This window comes from Proteiniclasticum ruminis DSM 24773 (assembly GCF_000701905.1).
GTDB lineage: Bacteria > Bacillota > Clostridia > Clostridiales > Clostridiaceae > Proteiniclasticum > Proteiniclasticum ruminis.
In genome coordinates, this window is record NZ_JNKC01000006.1 from 192183 (window position 1) to 216690 (window position 24508).

Here is a 24508-nt window from a genome sequence, read left to right on the forward strand (position 1 = left end):
TGCTTTTTTTTGTTTTCAATTTGAAAAAACAATTATATAATAAGTAGTACTACATACATTTCTTCATTCGACATAAAAATATGATTTTCATACCCAGTAAGTGTGAGAATAATGTTGGAGATAGGAATAAAATAGGAGTTGAAAATGAAAAATATCCGGTGGACTTTTCTATTGGTTTCAGTTCTGATTGTGATCGGAATTGGGTTTTACTATATATTCATGAATCATATGCCTCAATATGCAGAGAAGGGCGTTTTGGACTTTCATAAAGTTCAGTGGCCAGAAAATGGATACATAGAACTCAACGGAGAGTGGGAATTTTATTATGGTGAGTTCATTGAACCTGGGCAGTTCAATGAGAAGAGTGCCAGGTATATCAAGGTGCCAGGAATCTGGAGCCGGGATGTGGAAGGGGAGACCTATCCTGTGAAAGGATTTGGGACCTACCGTCTCCGCCTAGTGAATATTCCAAAGGACAGTGATGTTGCACTGAAAAAAACCAGCATCCGCAATGCCAGCAGACTCTATGTCAATGGAGAGCTCTTGGCAGAGGATGGCAAGGCTTCAGAAAGTCTGAAAGGTAGCATCCCTGGCAATCAGCCTCAGCTTGTTTTTTTCGAGGTATCAGAAGGGGAGACAGAAATCATCATTCACGCAGCGAACCACGAGTATGTGCAAGGGGGCATCGCAAGGCCATTGCAGTTTGGAGATCCGACTGCTCTTCGGAACCGCCATGACCGGAATCTTCTGTTTGAGTTCTCCATGACTACGGTAAGTGTTCTGGTGGGGCTTCTGTATCTTATACTGTATCTTTCCAGCAGTTATTACCGGAAGGAAGAACCTGCTGTGCTGTCTCTTTCTCTCAGCACCATTTTTCTGGGGCTCATGGGCACCATGTACGGGGAAAGAATTCTTGGCATTATATTCCCGTCTCTGAGCATGGATGGGATTTTCCGTGTGGGTCATGCCCTTGCAACCAGTGCGATGCTCTGGATGCTGTCTCTTTTTAACAAGCTGTATCCGGATTTTCTCCCCAGACGTTATAAGAATGTGCTCAGTGTCATCTTTGGGATGATGTTTGTCTTCCTCTTGTTTCTCCCCCTTCATATCTACATGTATGCACTGCAGTTTTATTTTTATTTTGCCACCATGGTATTTTTTGTTTTGTGGGTCCGGGTACTTCTGTGGATTCTAAGAAAGAAGAACATAGAGAATAATGTCACAGAGAATATACTCTATGCCACTGCAATTTTTTCTGCTTTTCTTTTCTATTTTGACGAGATGCTCTATAGTGTCGGCAATACGAACACCATGCATCTTTCGTTTCTGGCCATTGGTATGTACAGTGTGGCCATGGCATCTCTTCTTTTATACCGGTACACGATTCATTACCGGAAAAGCAGAGAGCTTTCCATGGAGCTTTTGCAGACCTTGGACGAACTTGGAAGGCAGCACAACATGGTGGAGGAAAAAGAGATGTCCTTTCTGCAAGCTCAGATCAAGCCTCATTTTCTCTTCAACACCTTGAATGTCATTTCTTCTCAGATCCTGGTGGATCCGGAAAAAGCCCATGATCTGGTGTCTTCTTTAGGAGAGTATCTCCATGCGAAGTTTGACTTTGAAAACACCCACAAGTGGATCCATTTGGAGGAAGAGCTTTCTATGGTGGGGTCTTATCTGGAGCTGGAGCAGTCCAGGTTTGAGGAACGTCTGAAAGTTATTTGGGATGTGGAGGATAATCTTCATTTTCTCCTCCCTCCTTTTACGCTCCAGCCACTGGTGGAGAATGCCATACGTCATGGCCTCATGGAGACCATGGAAGGGGGTACGGTGAAGATTTCTGTTTACCAGAAAGAGGAGCATTACATCATCTCCATAGCCGATGATGGCATAGGGATGCCCGACGAGATCATCCGCTCTATTCTGAAAAAGAACGGATTAAGCCGAGGGGTTGGCCTCCTCAATGTGCACAGACGACTGAAGCTTCTTTATAACGAAGGACTTTTTATCGAAAGCGGTCTGGATGAGGGTACTCTTGTTTATTATAAAATACCCGTAGAGGATGTGAGATCAAATGAAATACGTACTGATTGACGATGAAAGATTGGCTGTGGAGCACCTGAAAGTGCTGCTTCTTAAGACTGGAAAAATCAAAGAAGAACATTTGGTGACGTTCACCAATCCCATGGATGCCATCCATTATATTGAAAAAGAAAAGCCTCAGGTGGTCTTTGCAGATATTGAAATGCCCATGGTATCTGGAATTACCCTGGCCTCCAGGGTGAGAAGCTCCTGTCCGGGGATTGAAGTGATTTTTGTCACCGCCCATAAGCAGTATGCGGTGGAAGCCTTTGAGCAGTATGCGCTGGACTACCTCTTAAAGCCTCTGATGCTGGAGCGGGTAAAAAAGACGGTGGAACGGATTGAAGAGCGGCTGAAGGAGAAATCAGTGGTTTCCCCCTTAGATTCTCCTAAAATCCTCATAAAGCTCATGGGAGATGCAGGCACCTTCAAAGAAGGTATGATGCTGGATTATAAATGGCGTTCTGGGAAGATTCGGGAACTTTTCGTGTTCCTCCTTCATAACAGGCATAGATTTGTGTCCAAGTATGAAATCTTTGAAACACTGATTCCGGAAGAGGATCCGGATAAAAGTGCAGCTACACTCAATATGATTCTCTACAGGCTGCGCAATAAGCTGCAGCAGCATGATCTTCCCATTGTCATCAAGTTTCAGGATGATGCCTATAAACTGGTATATCCGGATGAAGTGCAGGTGGACGTGGATCTTTGGGAGCAGCATCTGAAGACTACCCCCATTATTACAGAAAAGAATCTCAGCACATGTCTGAACTACATCGCTTTAGCAGAAGGACCTTATCTGAAGAATCTGGATTACCCATGGCTTGCAGATCAGCATGAGATTTATCAGGAGAAATTTCTGGAAAGACTGAGAAAAATCGGAGATTTTTATTTTAATCATCGTTATTATGAGGATGCCCTCGAAATTTATCGAAAGATATACCATGTTGAACCGCTGAACGAATGGCTCAATGTGAGGCTTCTGGAACTTTTACGTCTCCTACGGAATAATCGGGCGAAAAATAAACTTTATGAGGATATTCAAAAAAAATATTTGGAGTATGATGTACCGCTGCCAACGGCCATTATCAGTGCTTTCAACGAAGAGTCCCGGACATGATGTCCGGGGCTTTTCCTTTTAACTACTGATGATGAAGTATTTGTACAGTTGAGTATAGTGTCTGTAGAGTGATCATGGGTATCATAATAATAAGAGTTACTATATTTATATAAAAGGAGTGAAAGTATGAAGTTTTTATCAGATTATATGAAACGAAAATATGCATTTATTCTTTTGGTACTGTTTCTCGTTGGCCTTTATCCGGGAGCCTTAGCCAATGCGTTCCCTTCAGGTGTACCAATTACCATTGCACAGGGGACCAGTGCGCTGAATATCAGGGATTCATTTGTTGCAGAGGACTGGAATATTGGTGGGAATGCCACAATTAGGGACTCTATTGTGAGACTAACGGATAATATAGCCAGTCAGGTAGGATATCTGTTTTTTCGAGACAGCATCCATCTTAATGAAAATTTGGCATTCAATGCAAAGTTCTCATTTAAAATTCATGATAATTATTCTTTAGGAGCAGATGGTATGGCTTTTGTCATTCAGTCTGAAACTAACAGTTCGGGCAGTGCAGGTGGCGGATTAGGGTACAGCGGCATATCGCCAAGTATCGCGGTTGAAATCGACACGTGGCAGAATAATGGCGACCCGTCTGAGAGTCATCTTGGTGTGATGGTAAATGGGAACACAACGGATCATCGTGAATTCTATAGCACCGTACCAGATATCGATGTCAGCAATGCCATCCATACCATTTGGATTGATTATGATGGGACTGATTTAAAAGTTTTTATGGCTCAGGAAACAGATGGAAATGCGCCAAAGCCTGATGCTCCTGTCATGAGCTATGGTATTGTTCTTACAGATATCTTTACGAACACAACGGATCTTTTTGTCGGTTTTACAGCAGCTACAGGTGGCGCAGCGTCTATCCATGAGCTTCATAGTGTGTTCTTTCAGAGCCGGTACACAGAAAAAGGGATTCAGGAGCCGGACAATTATGTGCAAGCAGGAGCGCCTTCCAAACCCATCGATCTATCGGTGACGAAGTACGTAGGAGAAGAACTTGTTGTAAATCCTTCTGAAGAAGGCATCTATACTTTTTATGGTGCCTTGGACGCTGTGAAGCCTCTGGCTTCAGGAACTTCTTTCACCATCCCTTCAGAGATGAACACAGATGGCAAAGTCTATTACTACAGTCAGACTGTGGAGGGCAGACAAAGCGAACGAGGGGCCATCACAGTTAAAGTAACGGATCGTGATGGGATATTTACATCTCCTCTTCCAAAGCCCTATGTTTCAGAGATGTTTGTTGATGAGCATCTTAGACTTAAACTGGATGGACAGGAGAATATGGATGGTGCGACAGTCACCATTACAGATATGATGTCAGGAGACCTATTAGAATTTGAACCAATTCATGGCATCAATGGATTTTATAATCCAAACAGCGGTGTGCTTACTTTAAGTGGTAATGCCACCGTAGCACAGTATGAGGAAGCTTTAAAGAGCGTAAAGATTCGTGCTGAACAGCTTGGAATAAGCAGACAGATTGCTTTTACCATCGGAAGCTCCGTTTATTTTGATCCAACACAGCATTATTATGAGTATGTTACAACGGATAGTAATCAATCTATTTCCTGGCTTGAGGCTAAAGAAGCTGCAGAAAAGAGATCTTATTATGGCAGGCAAGGATATCTTGCCACCATCACAAGCGCCAGGGAAAATGCATTCATCTTAGAGAAGACGCTCGGACTTGGATGGATTGGCGGTAGAGACATTGAACGAGATTTATTGACGGGTGAATGGCTGGATGAAAATACAAAGGGAGACTGGAGATGGGTTACGGGTCCGGAAGGATTTGCGGATCGTGGAAAGGGCCTCTCCTTTACAACAGGATATGCTCCACACATACCATGGACATTTGGACCAATTACTCCCGAGAAGGTTTCCTTTGATCCGGAAATGGATTGGTATTATAGAGTCGATGATGTTGATGGCAAAAGATATACAAACTGGGACAACCGTGAACCCAATAACTATAATTTGTCTGAATATGTTCTTCATATTTATAATGGCACAGGAAAATGGAATGATTTCCCGTTGAATAGCGAGGTGCGAGGATATGTAGTTGAATACGGCGGTCTACCAACAGACCGTGCGGAAGATCTTTCTGTCACGGATTTCAAACTGATCCAGATGTCATCCTTAGGGTATGCTGTGACGGTGGAAGATGGAACAGGGGCAGGCATTTATCTTCCTGGAGATTCTGTAACACTGGAAGCGTACACAAAATCCATTGGAGATGAATTTAAAGAATGGGAAGTCGTGGAAGGGGATATCACACTGCCAAATCCTACCAGCCATCGGACAACATTTACTATGCCTACGATGCCTGTAAAAATCAGGGCAACTTACACCTATGCGCCAGAGCATAAGCTTACAGTACAGGGAGGTACGGGCAGTGGGGATTTCACTCAGCATACCGTTGTAGAAATTTCTGCACAAGAAGATGTGGAAGCCGGAAAGCTGTTTAAAGAGTGGAAAGTTGTTTCAGGCTCCGTGGAGATTGACACGAAACTAAAAACCCAGAGGTTCACCATGCCTGGTAATGATCTTGTATTAAAAGCCATTTATACCTATGGTGTAGATGTTTCAGGTGGATCAGGTAGCGGTAGATATACCCCTGGTGATACAGTAACGGTAACCGCGTATGAGGTAACGGATGCTGGAAAGGAATTTGATGGTTTTACACTGACGCCTTCTAGCATTGAAGTTGAGGATTTTACACAAAAAACCATTACCTTTACGATGCCGGAAGAGAGCGTTACTGTCACCAGAAATACAAGGAGCATTCCGTACAATGTTATGTTTGACAGCCAAGGTGGCACTCCTTTGGCAGAAATGAAAGTTCTCTTTGATGCCCTGATTGTAGCGCCATCAGCACCTACGAAGGCTGGATATGATTTTTCTGGATGGTATCGTGATGCAGGATTTGAAACTGCATGGAACTTTGCCTATGACAAAATGCCTGCTGCAGATGTGATCTTGTACGCGAAATGGACACCGAATGCAGATACAGATTATGCTGTTCTTCACTATCAGGAAAAAGTGGATGGAACTGGGTATGATCTTTTTGAAACAGAAGATTTGGAAGGAACAACAGGTGGTTCAGTTCATGCTGGTGCAAAGACCTACACAGGATTTGTCTTCGATGAAGAAAACCCGGAGTCAGTTCTCACTGGAACCATTGAAGGGGATGGCTCACTAGTACTGAAACTTTATTATGACAGAGTGCACTACGATTACGTGTTCAAAAACTGGAATGATGAAGTCATTGCAGAAGGAAATATTCCTTATGGCGCTGATGTACCAGTGCCAGGGAACCCCTTAAGATCTGGACATACATTTACTGGCTGGTCTCAGGAAATCCCAGAGGTTATGCCAGCAGAACCGCTTACTTTTAAAGCGGTGTTCTCGATCAACAGCTATACTCTAACTTTCAATAGTAATGGTGGAAGCTCAGTCAACTCCATCACTAAAAACTACGGAGAATCAGTGGGCACTGTTGAAGAGACAACAAAAGAAGGCTATACCTTCAAAGGCTGGAGTCCGACAATACCGCAGTATGTTCCAGCTTCAAACAGCACCTATGAAGCACAGTGGGAAATCAATCGGTATCGTGTTTCTTTCGAAGAAAATGGTGGCACAGCAGTTACGGATCTTCTTCTGGACTACAATACCTTTATTGAGATCGTACCAGTGACAACAAAAGCTGGGTACACCTTTGAAGGCTGGTACACAGAAGCGGCTCTCGAGAATAAGTGGGATTTTGAAAAAGATACGATTCCTGCGGAGCATATTACTTTGCATGCCAAGTGGAGTGCAAACACAAATACAAAGTATGTCGTAAACCATTATAAAGAAAAACTGGACGGGACATATGAGCTAGAAGATCAAGAAGAGTTTACTGGCATCACAGATACTGAAATAACTGCACCAGTGAAAATCTACATTGGATTCAGTGTGGATAGAACCCATGAAGATGAATTTGCCACTGGAATCATCGATGGTTCTGGAACTCTAGAATTGAGTCTATACTATCAGAGAGATTCTTTTGAAGTGGTCTTTAAAGACTGGGACGGAACTGTTCTAAAAGAAGTAACACTGAAATATGAGTCAGGTGCAAAGGCGCCTACAGGAATGACCCGGGAAGGTTATACCTTCACTCATTGGGATGAGGATTTCACGAAAATCACAGAAGACCTTGAAGTGAAAGCAATCTATACGATAAATCAGTATGATGTTTCCTTTGAAGAGAATGGAGGAAGCGAGGTGCTCAATCTTCGTCAGGACTTCAATACACTCATCGAGAGTAACACAGCTACTTCAAGGATAGGATATACCTTTGAGGGATGGTTTACGGATGCAGCACTGGAAACTGAATGGGATTTTGCGGTAGATAAAGTACCGGCTCAAAACATCACTTTGTATGCCAAATGGTCTGCGAAAACAGATACAGTGTATAAAGTGAAGCATTATAGAGAAGCGCTGGATGGCACCTATGTGGAGTTTGAGAAAGAAATCAAGATTGGAACCACAGATACCACGGGAACTGCAGCGGCGAATACCTATGAAGGATTCACCTATCTTAAAGATCATGAAGATGAGATATCGTCCGGAAACATCAGAGGAGATGGAAGCCTAGTACTTGAGCTGTACTATGACAGAAACGAGTATAGAATAATCTTTAGAGGATTTGACGGTGGAGTGCTTGTGGATGATATGATGAAGTATGGCGAATCGATAGAGCTTCCAGAAGATCCGGAAAAAGCGGGGTACATCTTTAAGGGCTGGATGAAAGAAGTTCCTGAGACTGTACCTGCGAAGGATGAAAGCTTCGAATCCCTATGGGAAATCACAGCGGCAGAAGAAGTGAGACAGAAAATAGAAGCCTTGCCATCACTGGATGAGGTAGGCAAAGAAGATGGCGCACTTCTCATGGAAATCAAGAAGCTCATGGATCAGCTTACGGAAGAAGAACTGAAGTATCTGAAACCTGAAGATATCGAAAAGTTCCAAAAATCTTCCACCGTGTACGTGGAAATGAGCTTTACGGATGAAAAGACAAAGGTTCGAGTGAATGCGGCAGAGAATACTTACTTCGATCCGAATCTTAAGCTTGTCGTAGAAGAAGTGAAACTGGGCGCCTTGAAAGATACAGCAGATAAAAATCTTCTCACAATCAGAAAGAATAAGGAGATTCTCCAGGTCTTTGACATCTCTCTTCTTCTCAATAATGTTGAAGTTCAGCCTGACGGAATCATCAGAATCTATTTGCCTCTTTCCACGGAGCTGAAAAACAGCTATAAGGATCTGGAAGTGATTTACGTGGCAGAGGATGGAAAAATCACTGTGATGCCAAGCAAGGTGGAAGGGGATTACCTTGTCTTTGAGACAGATCATCTCAGCTACTACAGCATCATTGGAACAAAAATCAATGCTTTGCCTTCTCTAGGGGAGGAGACCTCATCAGCAGCACTAGGATTCCTGCTGCTTGCTGTGGGCCTTTGTCTCTATGTATCATGGAGAAAAAGAAAGACTGCATAAGGAAAAAAGATCATATAAAAGGACCAGCTGCTTTTTAAAGCAACTGGTCCACTTTTTTTGAGTTCTTATGGAGCCCTTAGGCCTTCTTCTTTTCAAGGAGTTTTTTTACTGGGATCTTCTTGAAGTTTGCCTTCTTTTCTTTTCCAAAGCTCTTCAGCGTGAACCAGTAGTAGGCTTGGGTAAAGCCGTTTCGGATCAGTCTCCAGGTGACCTGAAGCACAAAACCAACGATGATGGAGATCAGAATGCCCATGTAGAAATTATAGTAGGGATCCACATCTTTGAGGTCGTAAATATAGATTTCCCACCTTTTCAGGAAGAATACTGCCTGTGAGGCCAGGATACCCACAGTCATGACTCTCGCGATGATCGGGAGCTTCATGAAAAAGAGGATCAGTATAATGAGTCCTAAAGCTCCATAGAGGAACAAGTAGGAGTCAAAAAGCTGAGGAAGTGGTTTGATTTCTAGAACAGTCAGCGGATCCCAGTTATAGATGTACACTTCACCGATGGTGTGTACCACAAAGAATAAAAGCATAGGGATCAGCCGTACTATAAAGGCCTGGATGAACCAGATTATTTTCCAAAGGTATTTCATAAACTTGCCTCCAATATAATAGCACTACATATCATTATACCATGAATGAAGGGCTTCAGCTGAATTTTCTTAGGAAGCCTTCTCCATTTCATTCTTTTCAAGTATACCTCAGGCTGCTTTCTTTTTCCAAGAGAAATCCTGAAAATCTTCTTAAAGATGGATGGTGCAGGCGTTATTTTGATTTTTTACTTCGCGGTGCAAGACACAGCCAAGAAAAGAGGATCTTGATCTGGCTGTGTCTTTATCGTCAGCAGTCTATGGCATTTTGCTTTTGACATAGCGAAGTAGCAGGAGAAGACCCGTAAGGATCAAGAGCACAACAAGGAGGATAAAAAGCCTTTCTTGCATGGAGCCATCTGCCAGAAGCACAGGACCGATACCGAAAAATGTCACCAAAAGAAACGCTGTGAGAAAAAGAATATTCACCAGAAGATGAAGTGGTTTTTTGGTCACAAGAATGCACCTCCCGTCTAACTTTTCTTCTATTGTACTGAATCTGCAAGAGAAAATAAAGGTGGGGTGGGTATCACCCGGGGAAAAATGTATGATAAAATAAAAAAGTAGGCATTAAGCCGATTTTAAAGTGCAGAAGGTATACTGTGTGAAACAGTATGGAATTATAAGAAAGTTAGGTGTTAAGAGCAATGAAATTAATTGATAAGCTGGACAGGCTGGTTTCAAAATTCGCCGTCCGGGATTTAATGAAATATGTGATGCTGGGATCTTTCCTGGTGTTCCTGGTGGATATGACGTCCAATGGACTATTCAGTACGTTTCTTTATTTCAACAGAAACCTCATTTTAGAAGGACAGGTTTGGAGAGTACTGACCTTCATCTTTGTGCCAGGATCCTCCAGTTTCTTTGTCATCATCAGTTTCCTCTTCTATTTCTACATTGGCAGGGTGCTGGAGATGGCCTGGGGAACCACCAGGTTTAATACCTACTATTTCCTTGGTGTCCTTATGTCTGTCATTGCAGGGTTCTTCATCGGTGTCACCACAACCTATTATCTCAATATGACCCTGTTTTTGGCCTATGCGGCCACTTTCCCGGACAGTCAGGTGAACCTTTATTTTGTACTGCCCATCAAAGTGAAGTTCCTAGGACTTCTCTATGGAGCCTTCATCCTTGTGGAGTTCGTCAGCGCTTCTCTTGCAGGCAGAATCGCCATCGGGGTGTCTCTTCTGAACTTCCTGCTGTTCTTCGGTCCTGGCTTTATGAAGGTGCAAAGTAGAAAGAGCAAAACCCAGAAGATCCGAAGGAATATAGAAGCGGCAAAGTACACCACAAGAGTGCAGTCCATCCATAAGTGCACCTCCTGCGGCATCACGGAGAAGGATGACCCCAATATGGAGTTCAGATACTGCAGCAAATGTGAAGGCAACTATGAATACTGTGAGAAACATATCAGAAATCATGAGCATAAATCTAAAGTCATCAACATGGAAGACCGCAGAAGAGAGTCGTAATACTCGTCTAAAACCTTTCTAGTAGAGTGATTTCACCTTACACTGAATTTTGTGAATTTCAGTTAAGTTCACGTTTTTTTCCGTTAAAGTCATTGATTTTGGAAAAAGAACTGATTATACTAAATTCGTGGTGCATGGATTGCACTGGGGAGATGAAGCGGGGCATCCGGATCTTATGGAAGATTGGTGCTGCCAAAGTAGTCTCAACATTCTATGTGCCTAGCGAAAAGGAGTACCTTCAGCTAGGCTCATAACATCCATTGACATAGATTCAAGAAAAAGTGAGACCTTTCGGGACAAACACCCGGAGGGTTTCTTTTTTTGTGAAGAATCGAAAAGAAACTCAACATTTTGCTTTAAAGGTTGGTCCTTCTTCGCGTATAATAGTACTAACAGATTGCCTTTTTAAGGAGGTTCTTTAGATGATGAAAAAATATGGTCTTTCCACAAAAGACAACAGGAAGGTTAAACTCAACCATCTGGAAGTCACGGGAAATATTTGTGGAGAGTACATTGAATACACCATTTCCCAGGATTATAAAAACATTTCCGGAGAGAATATGGAGGGAGTCTACAGCTTCCCAGTGCCATCCACATCCCTCATCACAGGGATTGAAGTGAATCTGGGGGGGCGTAACCTGAAAGCCATGGTGGAAGAACGGGACGCGGTGTTGGAGACGCTCAAGGAGAGCCAGGAACAAGGCATCAACACGCTGGCCCTGGAACAGAAGGATGATGAGTACTTCACCATCACCATTGGAAACATTCTGCCCAATGAGAAGGTCAATGTGAGAATCAGCTATATGGATCAGCTGACCTATGAGGATGATACCCTTTCTCTTTATATCCCATCGGTGATGGATCCTGTGTACTACAGGGAAGAGGATGAGGAAGAAGAAGAGCTCGAAGAGGAGCTTGATTTTTATCTGTCACTTCTTGTGGAGTCCTATTCCAAAATGGACTTCAAGTCCCCAAGCCATAAAATCAAGGTGGAAAGAGAAGATGACACCTTGTCCAAGGTCACCGTGGTAAAAGGGCAGACCCTGGATCACGACTTCATTCTGACCCTACGGGAAGAGCATCCCCAGACCGCTGCAGGTATGGGATACAGCTACTATGAAGACGAAACAGAAAAGTCCATCCTTATGCTGAAACTGGTGCCAACTCTGCCGGATATCCCTGTGGAATATACCACGAACTATTCCTTCATTCTGGATACTTCCGTATCCATGGAAGGTTTTAAGCTGGAAGAAGCAAAAAATGCCATGCTCATCGCTCTGCGGAGCTTGGAAGAGGGAGACAAGTTCAATCTCATCGCCTACAATGAAGAAATCTATAAATTCTCGCCTTCAGGAAAGGTGAAGTTCACCAAGGAAAACCTGGAAGCTGCTACGGAGTGGATTGAATCCCTTACCACAAGAGAAGGGGAATGCACCTTTGAAGCACTGAAAGATGCCATCCGGGAAGGAGAACTGGAAGAAGAGGAAAGCACTATTTTCCTGTTCACAGATGATTCTGTGGCGGAAGAAGATGAGATCCTGGAATATGTGCGTACCAACGTCGGGCAGCACAGAATCTTCCCCATCGGCATGGACACTGAAGTGAACAGCTACTTCATTAACCGTCTGGCGGAAGTGGGCAACGGACGTCCCGAGTTCATTGAAGAGGGAGAAAGAATCGATGATATCATTCTCCGTCAGTTCAACAGAATCCATAATCCTCAGCTGGATGTGACAGAAATTGATTTTGGCGATATGGTGGTGGAGAAGACCTATCCTGGCACCATAACCTATCTGTATGACAGAGAACCCTTCACCATCTTTGCCCTTGTGGATGGGGTCATTAGTGGCAGTATCGACATCCGGGGTGTGGTGGATGAAACAGACTACATCATGCACATCGACCTGGACAAACTGGAGATCGAAGAGAATTCTCAGCTCATCCGCAAAGTATGGGCTAGAAAGAGAATTGAGTCTCTGGTGGAGAAAGAGCGCTTTGTGAGAGGCGTAGAAGAAGAGCAGATCAAAGAAGAGATTCTGGCTCTCTCCAAGGAGTACTCCATATTATCCAAGGAAACCAGCTTCATCATGATGGAAACCATAGAAGATCCGGTCATGGGCATGGGCCTCAATAAGATTGTGCCCATGGAGATGACTGAATCCACCATGAAGAATCTGGCCAGTGGCTACTTCCTGGATGAGGCAGCCTATAGCTTTGATGTGAACATCAGAGAAAAGATGGCAGTGACGGGTCTGACCCATAAAGAAGCAAAAATGGCCATCAAGTATGATAGGGATAATCTCTTAAGAATACTTGCTAAGAATCAGCAGGCAGACGGATCCTTCCTGGAAATTGGAGAAGAGTCTGAGGGTGAAATTCTGGAAACCACCTTAAGAAGTCTATTGGCTTTCCTGGTGGGTACAGAAACCACCACCTTCTATTTAAACAATGTGTCCAAGGCTTTGAGGTATGTCATCAACACCATGAAGACGGATGAAAGCCTCATCACTGAAAGAAACTATATGCTTCTTCGTATTGCCTACGACCTGGCAGAAAAGAAGAATCTTCTGAAGGGCAAGGTCCGGGATGTGAACAAAGAGCTGGTGGATTACATTTCAGACATGAAGTACAGAGAATCTCTGGAGGAAGTATCAGATCTTGTGTATAGAGCATCTCCGAACCAGAAGAAATTCATTATGGCTGGCACCCTGAACATCACGAAATCCTATGTGGAGAATGCCCATGAGATTTTTGAGATGGACATCAGAAAGAACATCAAGAACATCGCCAATCTAGCCATGGCAAAAGCGCTGTAAAATAAAGAATACTTGGAGCCTTGAAGGAAGAAGAGAACGTCTTCTCCACTACAAGGCTCTTTTTCACGATAAAAAACGCAGTGGGAAAATTCATAGAGAATTTACCACTTGAATTGGGAGGATAGAATGATCCAAACTTTTGGGGGTGCTGAAGATGTATTGTGCATTATCATCACAGGTGTATAAAAACTGAAGAATAAATAAACATGACGAGTTAAATTTTTATCAGGAATTTCTGAATTTGTTCACGGATCATTCATTTTATAAGGATGAAACTGTCAACCATCCACAGGGCACTCTTTTTCAGAGAGGGGTAGCAGGGGGCCTGTATTGAACTCCTATGGTGTGTGACATAGAATGAGGATATAGAAGCAGAAGGGTTGTGGTTGTTGCTCTCTGGCGAGATAGGGTGTTGCTACATATCCATAATGTTATTTCTTTAACGATTACGGAGGATGAGATAGATGAAAAGAAACAAGAGCATCAGAGTCTTTCTGGGGATTCTTCTGACAGCCTTTCTGCTGATTCCGAGCGGACTGTCCATTAAAGCGGAAGACCTTTCAGAGCCTTCCACGGAAGAGGCGCTGCAGGCAGCTGTGCTGGAAGAAGCAGCTCTAGAAGAAATGCCAGCGGTGGAAGCAGAGAAGGAAGTACTCCCTTTGGAGGAAATTGAGCCTGCAGCAGAACCACCAAAAGAAGAAGCAGTAGAACAGCTGCCGGAGGAAGCAGTGAAGGAAGAGGAAGCGTTGCCCCTTGAAGAAGTGCAAGGAACACCGCCTTCAGAAGAGGTAGAGGAGCCGGTGGATCTTCCACCTGAAGAGATTCCTGTAGACCAGACAAAAGAGGATCTTCCTCTAGAGATGACACCTGAACCTCAGGTGGAAGCCATGGCTGCGCCATTGGAAGAGAAGGCCTTGGACATCGCAGCCTATGATGGAGATCTGGACAAACTGAATTTCATGCAGTATATGGAGTGGTTGAAGCACTTTCTTTTGAAGCAGGACTGTGACTGGGAAGGTGCCACGGAGCATCCGCTGGGATTTCTTGCTGGTATTGGAGAACTTCTGAACATCGATCCCGCTGAACTTCTGGAAGAGAACCTGAAAGTTCTGACCATCAAGAAGCACTGGTATGATGGGGACGATCCACTAAGGCCACATATGGTCGTGGCAAAACTTATGGCCAATGGGGAGACTGCAGCCTATCTGCCGATTCTGAAAGGGACTGGGTATGCACTTCAGCTGTATCTGCCCAGTAAAGATCAGGATGGAAACAGCATCATCTATACAGTGGAGGAAGAAGTACCCCACGGATATATCGGTATGGTGGAAAAGGATGGAAACACTTTCCATCTCTATAACCACAAAGCCATGATGCTTTCTGTGGAGAAGATCTGGACAGAAGATGTGGAGGACATCAGGCCTCATCATATCACCTATGAAGTACTGGCTAATGGTGCTGTTTATGGCGAAGAAAGGATGCTTTCGGCGGAAGAGAACTGGAAGGATGAATTTCTTGTTCCCCAATATGATGAAGAGGGAGAAGTAAGTTATACACTGAAAGAAGAACCCTTGGAAGGCTATGTGACCACCTATGAGGAAGCAATGCCTGTGGAGACTGCAAGGACTATGGAAGGAGAAGAAAACTGCGAACACTACAAGACTCTTTCCATGCGCATCATAAATACCTTCACCAATGAAAAAGAGATCACCATAAAGAAGGTTTGGATGGATGAGACAGAAGACATGAGGCCAGAGACCTTGAAGATCATGCTTCATCAGGATGGAATGCTTTATGAGACACTGACCATGGAAGGACCAGAGTGGGAAGAAAAGAAAACAGTTCCTGTGTACGACATGGAGACCTTTGAAAAGTATCTTTATGAGGTCATGGAAGAGGAAGTGCCTGAAGGATATGAGTCTTCTGTGGAAGGCATGACCATCACCAACAAATGGATCGGCATCATCGAGTATGTGACACTCGCCGGTGAGAAAACCTGGATGGATGATGGAGAAGACAGACCAGAATCCATTACGGTGTATCTCATGAACGGGGAGACTGTGGTAGAGAGTAAAACTGTGAAAGAAGTGGAAGGCACCTGGACCTACAGCTTCAAAGCACCAAAGTATGACAGCGAGGAGAATCCCATCAGCTACACGGTGAAAGAAGAACCTGTACCTGGTTATGAGACCCTTCAGGGCGAAGGGTATGATCTTATGAACAGAAGATCGGAACTCATAGACATCTCTGGGGAAAAGACCTGGGATGACTTAAGAGGAAGACCGGCTTCCATCACTGTAGCGCTCTACCGTGGTGAGGAGAAGATGAAGGAGACTACTGTCACGAAGAACGAAGAAGGCAGATGGCTCTATACCTTTGAAGATGTGCCTGGGTTTGATGACATGGGCATGCCATACAGCTACAGCGTGAAAGAGAATTATGTCATGGGTTATGATGCAGAGTACAGCGGTTATAACATCAAGAACATCCAGCAGAGAGCAACCCTTAGGATTCTGAAGGTCAATGACATCAATCAGCCGCTCTCCGGCGCAGTTTTTGAAGTGCGTACTTCACAAGGAGAGGTCCTGGGCACTCTGACTACTGGGGAAGATGGCACAGCCATCATGATGCTGCCACTTGGCATTTACAGGGTTGTGGAGACCAAAGCCCCTGCAGGCTATGAACTGGGCGACATCAACCGTATGGTGATTCTCTTTAACAAGAACCAGATTGTCACCACGGAAATTGTCAATGAGTTTGGTGAGATTGAGGATGTTGATCCTCTGCCACTGCCTGAGGAAGAAGACACCAACAGTCTGCCACAGACAGGAGAAGCCTCCAGCAGTGTGTTCTATGTACTGGGACTGTTCAGCCTTATGGTGGGCAGCCAGTCCTTCAGACGCAAAAAGGAAAGATAAGGAAAATCATAGGAGAGAATTGTTCTCTCTTTTGTAAATATCATGAGCTGCAAAAGTGAAAGAGCCCCCAGTGATGGAGGCTCTTTCCATTATAGAATCAGGAAAGCCGAAGCTCAGGATTTTTCAGAAGTCTTGCGGCAAGACTGGCGCCGAAGAAGGACCAGAGAAGGTCCATGGGAAGAAACACCAGTGCGCCAAACTTTATGGCTGCCGAAAGGGGAAGTCTGCTGCCTCCAGCAAGGAGATGGAACAGTAGATAAAGGTGGGTGACACCAATGATGTAGATCACCATAACCCCGAGGACCGAGAAGAGAAAAAGATGGAAAAGATCTTTCTTTCTCGTCAAATCCCGGAGGCTGCCCACCAGAAAGGCTGCAGCGATGAAGCCCATGAGGTAGCCGAAGGTTGGCGTAAGAACGTATCCGATGCCCCCACCACCGGTGAAGATGGGCAGGCCCAGAAGCCCCAGAAGCACATAGAGTCCCTGGGATATGGCTGCTTTTTTACCTAATAGAAGGGCAGACAGCAGCACAAACACCGTCTGAAGAGATACTGGTACTGCACCCAAAGGGATTTTGATGAATGCCCCCACGGCGGTAAGCACCGTGAAGAGGGGGAGAAGGGTCAGTTCTCTCGTGGTAAGAAATGGTTGTCTGGTCTTTGTGATCATTTTTGTTCTCCTTTTCTGATGCTGATTTCTCCAGAGTGGAGGGTGAGGAGGCTACCTTCTGATTCCACCAGAAGATGGCCTTCCGGGGTCAGGTCAGTAAGGATTCCCGTCCTTGGCTGCGTATTGTACAGGAAGGTGATTTCTTCCCCCAGGTACAGCAGATGCTTTTTATAGGCAGAAAGAAGCCCAGCTGGATTTTCTTTGGTCAGAAGAAGGTTCTTCTCCAAATGGGACAGGACATTTTTAGCCACATCCTGCCTCACATAGGTGCGGCCGGTCTCTATGAAAAGAGAGGTGGCGATGTCTACCAGTTCCTGTGGGAAACCCTTGGTGTTGACGTTGATGCCGATCCCAAGGATGAGGCTGGAGAGGGTACCCGTCTCCATTTCCAGAGTACCTTCAGTCAAGATGCCAGCAAGTTTTTTTCCTTCATAATAAATATCGTTGACCCATTTGATGGAGAGAGGAAGCCCTGAAATTTCTGAAAGGGCATCCCGTACAGAAAGCGCGCAAGCGATGGTGGCGTAGGAAGGATTGTAATGGGTCAGATCCTCTTTTTTCAGCAGAGAGAAGTATAGCCCTCCAAGATCTTCTGAAAAAAAGCTTCTTCCCAGACGTCCACGGCCTTTGGTCTGCTTTTTTGCAAAAACCAGGGAATTATTTTTTTTGCTGTCACTTTCTTTCAGATAAGTGTTGGTGGATGGAACTTCTTCCAAGACTTCCACGTGGTAAGAGGACTGTGCGCCCAAAGTCTGCATCAGTCCGCCCACGGATAAGACATCACTCTCCTTTAAGAGGGTGTAGCCTTTGTTCTTTACTGAATCAATGTGGTGTCCTTCTTCTTTTAAAAGCTGAATGGCTTTCCACACAGCATTTCGGGATACACCCAACGTATCTTTCAGATCGTTTCCTGACAGAATCTCTCCGCGGCTCTCTTCCAGCAGCTTCAGCAGTTCTTCTTTTACCATTGTCTTCACTTCCTGTATTTTTTTCTGTTCTCAGTATAGTGAAAAGTGAGTATCGTGTCAACCAATATTGGAGGGGTGGTTGACTCAAATGCAGTAAAAGTACAGAGGTGTTTTTATAAGAATGGATGGTGGCCGTGGAGATGATTGAGAGAACAATCTAAATTCGGGTTCCGGAGATATTTTTTTCTCTCGTCTATATTCATTGGAAACGAATGAAAATGGAATAGTTCAGATGAAATCAACGAGTAAGATGCTTGACAGCGGTATGTTTTCTGTAGTATTCTATCTTTGGTAATTTTTTAACAAATCCAGGTGAACCCTGCGCTGAACTCTGTAATCTACTGGACAGTTTTCCACTGTAAAGAAGAGACGTCGAAGTGGCTTCAGAACAGCTGCGAGTCAGTAGCAAATGGATTTTGTTGAAGGTTCCATTGAAATAAGGCTTCCTTGCTGGGATCAGAGGATCCGCAGTGAGGAAGCCTTATTTTGGCTGGTGCATTCCGTTTTTTTTAGTGGCAAGAGCTGCAGTGAAGAGGGAAGCTACAGGACCACTCTTAAAACAAACTCCCCATCTTTTGCGAGAAACTGGCAGTTGCCACGTAACTTTTCTGTCACATAACGGATGCTTCTCGTCCCAAGACCATGCCCTTCTTCCATGGCTTTGGGCATTCCATTAGTAAGTTCCACGGGTCTTCCATAAGGGTTTTTGATCGAGAGCAGAAGTTTCTCCTCTTTCATTTTAAGGCTTAAGGAAATCTGCCGCTCTTTCTGAGGAAGAGCGGATACTGCGTGGATGGCGTTTTCCAGACCGTTGGAGAGAATGGAGGTGAAGTCCACATCAGAAAAGGGCAGCTTTTCCGGAAGCTCTATGATGTGCTTGAACTGGATGCCCTCCTCCCTGATTTTTGATTCATAGGAGGAAAGGATCAGATTGACAATCTCATTTTCGCAGAACTTCTTGCGGGCGGTTTTATCCGATAAAGCCATGACTTCTTTTATATACTCCTTGGCTTTTCCAGGCTCCTCTTGATCAATGAAGGAAGAGATGCTTGTGAGAAAATGTCTCATGTCGTGGCGCAGAAGAGCCACCGCATACTCTGAGCGTTTTATAGATTCAAGCTCCTTCTCAAACTGGTCCCTTTTCATGTTCATCAGACGAGTATGGTGCTCTGCCTCCATTTTTTCTTCATATTCTCTGAAGTAGACCAGACTGAAGATGAGGTAGGCTACACAAAGCACAAAGGGCATGAACTCCAGGATCACCACAGATCCGCTGTAGAGAAGATCTGTGTAGACTGTGGCTGTATAGTCGAAGAGATAATAGGACACAGGAAGAATATTGAAGATGAGGATGGTCTTTCTGGACTTCGTCAAGATAACACCCAAAGTTTCTGCGAAATAGCGGATGAGGACAATGCCAAGAAGTAGGGTAGCAATGGTTCTAAATCCGTACTCCATATAAATTTTTCCTGTGACGGCATAAATAAGGACACCGATCCATTTGCTGAGCTGACAGCAAAGATAGGCTGAAGTGATTGCATAGACACTGTGCAGGACTTGCTTCTTATAGTAAAACACCGTGAGAAGCAGCACTGGAAGATGGGTGATGAAAGGATAGACCCTTTGCGCACTTCTCAAGCCACCCTCAAAATAGAATGCCAGCTGCACGATATTGATGCCAAGGCAGAGAAGAAAAAAGATCAGGATGTTCTTTCGGGTAAAAGGAATACTGAGGATGGCTGCAGTGATGAATACACCAAAGACAAGAAGAGTGCTGGAGTTCAGCATCCCTAAAATAAATTCTAACAATTCACATACACCTTCCTTTAATGGTCCTGAAACATCAGGGCAAAATACCGATCCTGAAAGGGTTTCCCATAACCTCTTGCGATGGGGATCTGACGTCCTGATTTTGTGCTGAGCTCCACACTGCTGAAATGCTGCACGTTTTTGAGATTGACCAGATAGCTCCGGTGACATTTAAAGAAGCCTTTGGTGTCAGGTAGCTCCGTTTCAAAGGTATGAAGAGGCTGAAGAACCTCCAGACACTCAGAGTTAGAGAGATAGAAAAGGACCTTTTTATTCTGGGCTTCCAGGTATTCGATGTCATGGAGATAGATCCTACGGTATCCCCCTGGGGTTTTCAAGGTCAGGCTGTCGGGCTCTTTAAATAGAAGAGCCACACATTCTTCAAGGACCTGCTGCATCTTATCGTAGGACAGGGGTTTTATGAGGTAATCCAGTGCCCGAACGGAATAAGAACTGAGAGCGAACTCTGGAGAAGAGGTGAGAAAAATGATCTTCGTAGATTTATCCAGAAGTCTCAGCTCTTTGGCAGTGTCCATACCGCTGAAAAGAGGCATGACAATATCCAGGAAAATGATATCGTAGCGAGAAATTCGATGTTTTGCCAGCAGAGCATCTCCGTGGTCAAAACAGTCCAGTTCAATGGGTGTGCTGGTAGTACGGGACCAGTCTCGCAGGAGTTTCTCTGTGGATTCCAGATAGACTGTTTCATCATCACATAGGGCGATTTTAATCATCGGTGCGCTCCTTTTTTTAGAATTGATGAAATCTTAACACATGTAGGGGTGATTTTCAATTACGCCTTTAGAGGGGAAGGTGCTTTGGGAGAGGAAAACAGAGAAGTATTATTTATGAGGCCTGTTCAATAGGGCGTGAACACTGAAGTTTTGGGGCCAGATGCATTTCACGCCGTTTTTGATGCATTTCGCGAAGTGGTGATCTATTGAGGAAGTTTTTATTTTAAAATACTACTAGAGAGATGTATAGCAGTCTCAGCAAGTATATCATCTGAAAAAGAGGCTGTGGCAAGGAGAGTAGCATTTGATGGGGAGACAGATTGAGAATAAAGTACTTTTTGTGGCAGGTCTGGCGATGGTTTTTTGTCTGATTCTTCTTCTGGTAAGTATCCAAAAAGGAGAGGTCCTTACGGAGCATTTAGCTTCTGATGCTGAAGTGTCAGAAATGCAAAAGAAGGAAAAGGAAGATTCTCCAGTTCAAAGTGCCGAGGTGAATGTCTTCTCTCTGGAGAACTCCACCATGGCTTACAATATATTGCCTTGGACGGCTGGAAACAGCAACATAAGATCCTGGGCCTTGCTGGTTCTTTTGGTTTTTGTGAATCTGACCCTTCTTTATCGGGATGATAAGAGGCAGAGAATTTACGAAAAAAAGGAAAAAGCAGCAGAGCAGTACATACGAGTGGACAGATGAAACCTCGTCCCTTTGTCCTAACGGTCTGGCTGATATTTTGGACACCCTTTGGTGCTCCTCTTTCAGTACTGCTGCAGAAGTTCATTTTTAAAAGTAAACGCCTCCAGCTGGACAGTTTGGGCATTCGTGAAATTGCAAAAACTGTCTTAAAAGAAGCTTGAACATGAGGGAAACCTTGTTTCAAGGCTTTGGTCAGGCGTCAGTGATGTGCTGCAATGGAACTTGAAATCAGCCTGAGTATGACAGATGGATACAATATAGTGCACAGGAGTTCTTACCTGTGCACAGGAAGCTGGAAACCCTTCTGAGGAATCGGAAGGGTTTTCTTTTTTTATGGAAAGGCATCTCCCTTGTCTTTCAAAGGGGTCAGAGGACCAGGTGGTCAGATCACGAAAGCTGCTGCGGTTTGGTGGACAGTTATGCACAAAAGATGCATATAAATTTGCATATGCACTTTTTAAAGCAACAGAAAATAGAAAATAATCCTCCATATTTTCAGATAATTTCCTGGTCTCTATGAGGTTTGCTTATGAAAACGCTTAAAGATTTAGACATTCCTAATAAATTGCTGTTATTGTTTGTAATGGATGAAAATTCACGCAAATGTATATTTATGAAATTTACTGTGCTATAATCAAAACTGTTCAATAAAACATGATGGAAATGAAAGGAAGTATGAAATATGAAAAAAGCAAAATATGCAGCACTGGCACTTTCTCTTTTACTGGTCACAGGCGTTCTGGCTGGGTGCGGGGAAAAAAGCACAGGAGAAGGCGGACAGACTGTTCTTAAAATCGGTACGGATCCGACCTATCCTCCTTTTGAGTACACCAATGACAAAAATGAGCTCATCGGATTTGACATTGATCTGGCCAACGCCATTGGAGAAAAGCTGGGGATGGAAGTGGAATTTGTGCCTACTGCCTTTGATGGTATTTTCACCGGTATGAACTCAGGCGCTTATGATGTGATCATGGCCGCTGTGAGCATGACCCCTAAGAGACTGGAGACCATGCTGTTCAGTAAGCCTTATCTTGCCAATGGACAGGTCATCTTAAACAGAAAAGATGATGCGGCTCTTTCGTCTTTAGAAGAGCTGAAGGGCATTAATGTTGGTGTTCAGCTGGGTACTACTGCTGATACTGCTACTGCCAAGTATGCAGAGGAAGTAGGCTTTGAAGTGACCAAGTATGACGAAATCATTCAGACCTTCTCTGCCATGAAAGCAGGACATGTGGATGCCATTGCGGTAGACTATGCGGTAGCCATCGAGTATGTAGCCAGCGAGCCTGAAAGCTACCAGATTTCTCCAGTGATGCTGACCAATGAGCCCATCGCGGTTGCCATCAAGAAAGACAAGGCTGAACTTCAGGAGAAGATCAACGGCGCACTTCTGGAGCTGAAGGAAGAAGGAAAACTGAAAGAGCTTTCTGAGAAGTGGATGGGTGGAGACTATACCTCCAACATCGACGAAGAGCTCAACGTTGTAGAATAAGTTTATAAAGTGGAAGGAGACTTAGTACATTGCTTACACAAGAACAGGTCCTTGGTATATTGGAAGGGACACAGAGAACCATCCTCATTGCAGGAGTTTCGGTCCTCTTTGGGATTCTTCTGGGCATTGTCATCGCGCTTTTCAAAATTTCCAGGAGCAAGGCTTTAAACGGCCTTGCCTGGTTTTATGTCTGGATCTTTAGAGGAACGCCGATGCTCATGCAGCTTTTTGTTTTTTACTATGCACTGCCGCTGTTCACCTATGATGTCTTTGGCGTCAGTTTGAGAATCCCTGCGCTTTTAGCAGCCTTCATCGCTTTCTCTCTAAACTCTGCGGCGTATCTTTCTGAGATTTTCAGAGGAGCCATTCAGAGCATTGACAAAGGTCAGATGGAAGCGGCAAAGGCTCTTGGCATGTCCTATTATCAGGCCATGTTCAAGATCATCATTCCCCAGAGCTACAGAAGACTCATTCCGCCTCTTGGCAATGAGCTGATCACCTTGGTGAAGGATACCTCTCTTGTGGCGTCCATCTCTTTGTTTGATCTTCTTCGGACCGTACAGGTCATGAACAACTCCTCAGGAGAATGGGTCTACTTCATCTATGCCGGTGTCATCTATCTTTTCGTGACCTCTATCATCCAGCTGGTCTTTGACAGACTGGAGAAGAAGTACTCGGTCTATGAATAGGGGAGGAAAGGAAGCATTATGATTAAACTAAAAAATGTACATAAGTCTTTTGGAGACCTGGAGGTTTTAAAGGGCATCAACCTGGTGGTGGAAGAAGGAGAAGTGGTCTGCATCATCGGTCCTTCCGGATCCGGCAAAAGCACCATGCTCCGATGCATGAATCAGCTGGAGACCATTACTTCTGGGAAGGTATTCATTGGCTTTAATCTCATCAGCCATATGGAAGAAGGGGAGGATCTTCTGAAGCTTTCTGAAAAGGAAGCGTCGAAGCTCCGTACAAACCTTGGTATGGTATTTCAGAGGTTCAATCTTTTCCCGCACCTCACAGTACTTCAGAACCTCACCATCGCTCCATCGCTGGTAAAAGGAATTTCAGAGAAGGATCTGGTGGGGAAGGCGGAAGATCTTCTTAGAAGTGTCGGTCTCTATGAGAAAAAAGATGAGTATCCAAACAAGCTCTCAGGCGGTCAGCAGCAGAGAGTGGCCATCGCCAGAGCTCTGGCCATGGATCCTGCCATTATGCTCTTTGATGAGCCCACTTCCGCTTTAGACCCTGAACTTGTGGGAGAAGTGCTGGAAGTTATGAAGAAGCTTGCCGAAGGGGGCATGACCATGGTGGTGGTCACCCACGAAATGGGATTTGCCCGAGAAGTGGCGTCCAGAGTCATCTTCATGGATGAAGGACAGATTGTGGAAGAAGGGACACCAGAGGAGATTTTTGACCATCCGAAGATGGATCGAACCAAGGCGTTCCTTAATAAGATTCTATAGAACATTACAATGAAAGAAGCGGATTTCTCCATAGATTTTTGGGAGAATTCCGCTTCTTTCTTCTTTCAGGCAGGTCTGTATCTGGTATAGTAAAGAAAAAGGGTGCTTATATTTTG

The 24508-nt window shown here is 44.4% G+C and carries 16 protein-coding genes; 10 read left to right on the forward strand and 6 right to left on the reverse strand.

All coding sequences use genetic code 11. From position 1 onward, the window contains the following. The first annotated feature begins 144 nt into the window (after window positions 1-144). The 3 genes from T487_RS0109130 to T487_RS0109140 all read left to right on the forward strand — a co-directional run bounded on the left by T487_RS0109130 (window position 145) and on the right by T487_RS0109140 (window position 8761). Entirely contained in the window at window positions 145-2094 is a 1950-nt protein-coding gene (locus T487_RS0109130; protein WP_031576641.1) for a sensor histidine kinase, read from the forward strand. Next, the gene (locus T487_RS0109135; protein WP_031576642.1) at window positions 2075-3202 is read left to right on the forward strand and encodes a response regulator; all 1128 of its coding nucleotides are present in this window, start codon (window positions 2075-2077) and stop codon (window positions 3200-3202) included. Before T487_RS0109130 ends, T487_RS0109135 begins: the two co-directional genes overlap by 20 nt. Window positions 3203-3328: 126 nt before the next feature. After that, on the forward strand, window positions 3329-8761 hold the full coding sequence (locus tag T487_RS0109140) for an InlB B-repeat-containing protein (protein WP_031576644.1): 5433 nt from the start codon (window positions 3329-3331) through the stop codon (window positions 8759-8761). Between the two features lie 76 nt (window positions 8762-8837). Here the strand turns inward: T487_RS0109140 and T487_RS0109145 are convergent, their stop codons facing one another. Next, on the reverse strand, window positions 8838-9359 hold the full coding sequence (locus T487_RS0109145) for a hypothetical protein (RefSeq protein WP_031576646.1): 522 nt from the start codon (window positions 9357-9359) through the stop codon (window positions 8838-8840). 255 nt (window positions 9360-9614) lie between these two features. Then, window positions 9615-9812: a DUF6954 family protein gene (locus tag T487_RS0109150; RefSeq protein WP_031576647.1), complete on the reverse strand. Its 198-nt coding sequence runs from the start codon at window positions 9810-9812 to the stop codon at window positions 9615-9617. Window positions 9813-10003: 191 nt separating this feature from the next. Here T487_RS0109150 and T487_RS0109155 point away from each other — a divergent pair, with 191 nt between their 5' ends. The 3 genes from T487_RS0109155 to T487_RS0109165 all read left to right on the forward strand — a co-directional run bounded on the left by T487_RS0109155 (window position 10004) and on the right by T487_RS0109165 (window position 16562). After that, on the forward strand, window positions 10004-10828 hold the full coding sequence (locus T487_RS0109155) for a rhomboid family intramembrane serine protease (protein ID WP_031576648.1): 825 nt from the start codon (window positions 10004-10006) through the stop codon (window positions 10826-10828). A gap of 422 nt (window positions 10829-11250) precedes the next feature. Next, window positions 11251-13644 (forward strand): VIT and vWA domain-containing protein, encoded by a 2394-nt coding sequence (locus tag T487_RS0109160; protein WP_031576649.1) that lies wholly within the window; start codon window positions 11251-11253, stop codon window positions 13642-13644. 464 nt (window positions 13645-14108) lie between these two features. Continuing rightward, window positions 14109-16562, forward strand: coding sequence for a Cna B-type domain-containing protein (locus T487_RS0109165; protein WP_031576650.1), 2454 nt, complete (start codon window positions 14109-14111; stop codon window positions 16560-16562). A 97-nt stretch (window positions 16563-16659) separates the two neighbouring features. Here T487_RS0109165 and T487_RS0109170 read toward each other — a convergent pair whose 3' ends face one another. The 4 genes from T487_RS0109170 to T487_RS0109185 all read right to left on the reverse strand — a co-directional run bounded on the left by T487_RS0109170 (window position 16660) and on the right by T487_RS0109185 (window position 20743). Then, complete coding sequence (locus T487_RS0109170) at window positions 16660-17232, reverse strand: biotin transporter BioY (RefSeq protein WP_031576651.1); 573 nt, start codon at window positions 17230-17232, stop codon at window positions 16660-16662. Continuing rightward, entirely contained in the window at window positions 17229-18200 is a 972-nt protein-coding gene (locus T487_RS0109175) for a biotin--[acetyl-CoA-carboxylase] ligase (protein WP_031576653.1), read from the reverse strand. Before T487_RS0109175 ends, T487_RS0109170 begins: the two co-directional genes overlap by 4 nt. A 540-nt stretch (window positions 18201-18740) precedes the next feature. Beyond that, window positions 18741-20009: a sensor histidine kinase gene (locus T487_RS0109180; protein ID WP_031576654.1), complete on the reverse strand. Its 1269-nt coding sequence runs from the start codon at window positions 20007-20009 to the stop codon at window positions 18741-18743. Between the two features lie 17 nt (window positions 20010-20026). Next, window positions 20027-20743 (reverse strand): LytR/AlgR family response regulator transcription factor, encoded by a 717-nt coding sequence (locus T487_RS0109185; protein ID WP_031576655.1) that lies wholly within the window; start codon window positions 20741-20743, stop codon window positions 20027-20029. A 307-nt stretch (window positions 20744-21050) separates the two neighbouring features. Here T487_RS0109185 and T487_RS0109190 point away from each other — a divergent pair, with 307 nt between their 5' ends. The 4 genes from T487_RS0109190 (at window position 21051) to T487_RS0109220 (ending at window position 24392) form a co-directional block, all read left to right on the forward strand. Continuing rightward, a complete protein-coding gene (locus tag T487_RS0109190) occupies window positions 21051-21437 on the forward strand; it encodes a hypothetical protein (RefSeq protein WP_031576656.1) in 387 nt (128 codons plus the stop codon). Between the two features lie 682 nt (window positions 21438-22119). Further along, window positions 22120-22932: an ABC transporter substrate-binding protein gene (locus T487_RS0109210; protein ID WP_031576658.1), complete on the forward strand. Its 813-nt coding sequence runs from the start codon at window positions 22120-22122 to the stop codon at window positions 22930-22932. A 29-nt stretch (window positions 22933-22961) separates the two neighbouring features. Continuing rightward, window positions 22962-23621 carry an amino acid ABC transporter permease gene (locus tag T487_RS0109215; protein WP_031576659.1) on the forward strand — a complete coding sequence of 220 codons (660 nt, stop codon included), beginning with the start codon at window positions 22962-22964 and terminating at the stop codon, window positions 23619-23621. Window positions 23622-23639: 18 nt separating this feature from the next. Beyond that, window positions 23640-24392, forward strand: a complete 753-nt coding sequence (locus tag T487_RS0109220) for an amino acid ABC transporter ATP-binding protein (protein WP_031576660.1) — start codon at window positions 23640-23642, stop codon at window positions 24390-24392. Window positions 24393-24508: the final 116 nt, after the last annotated feature.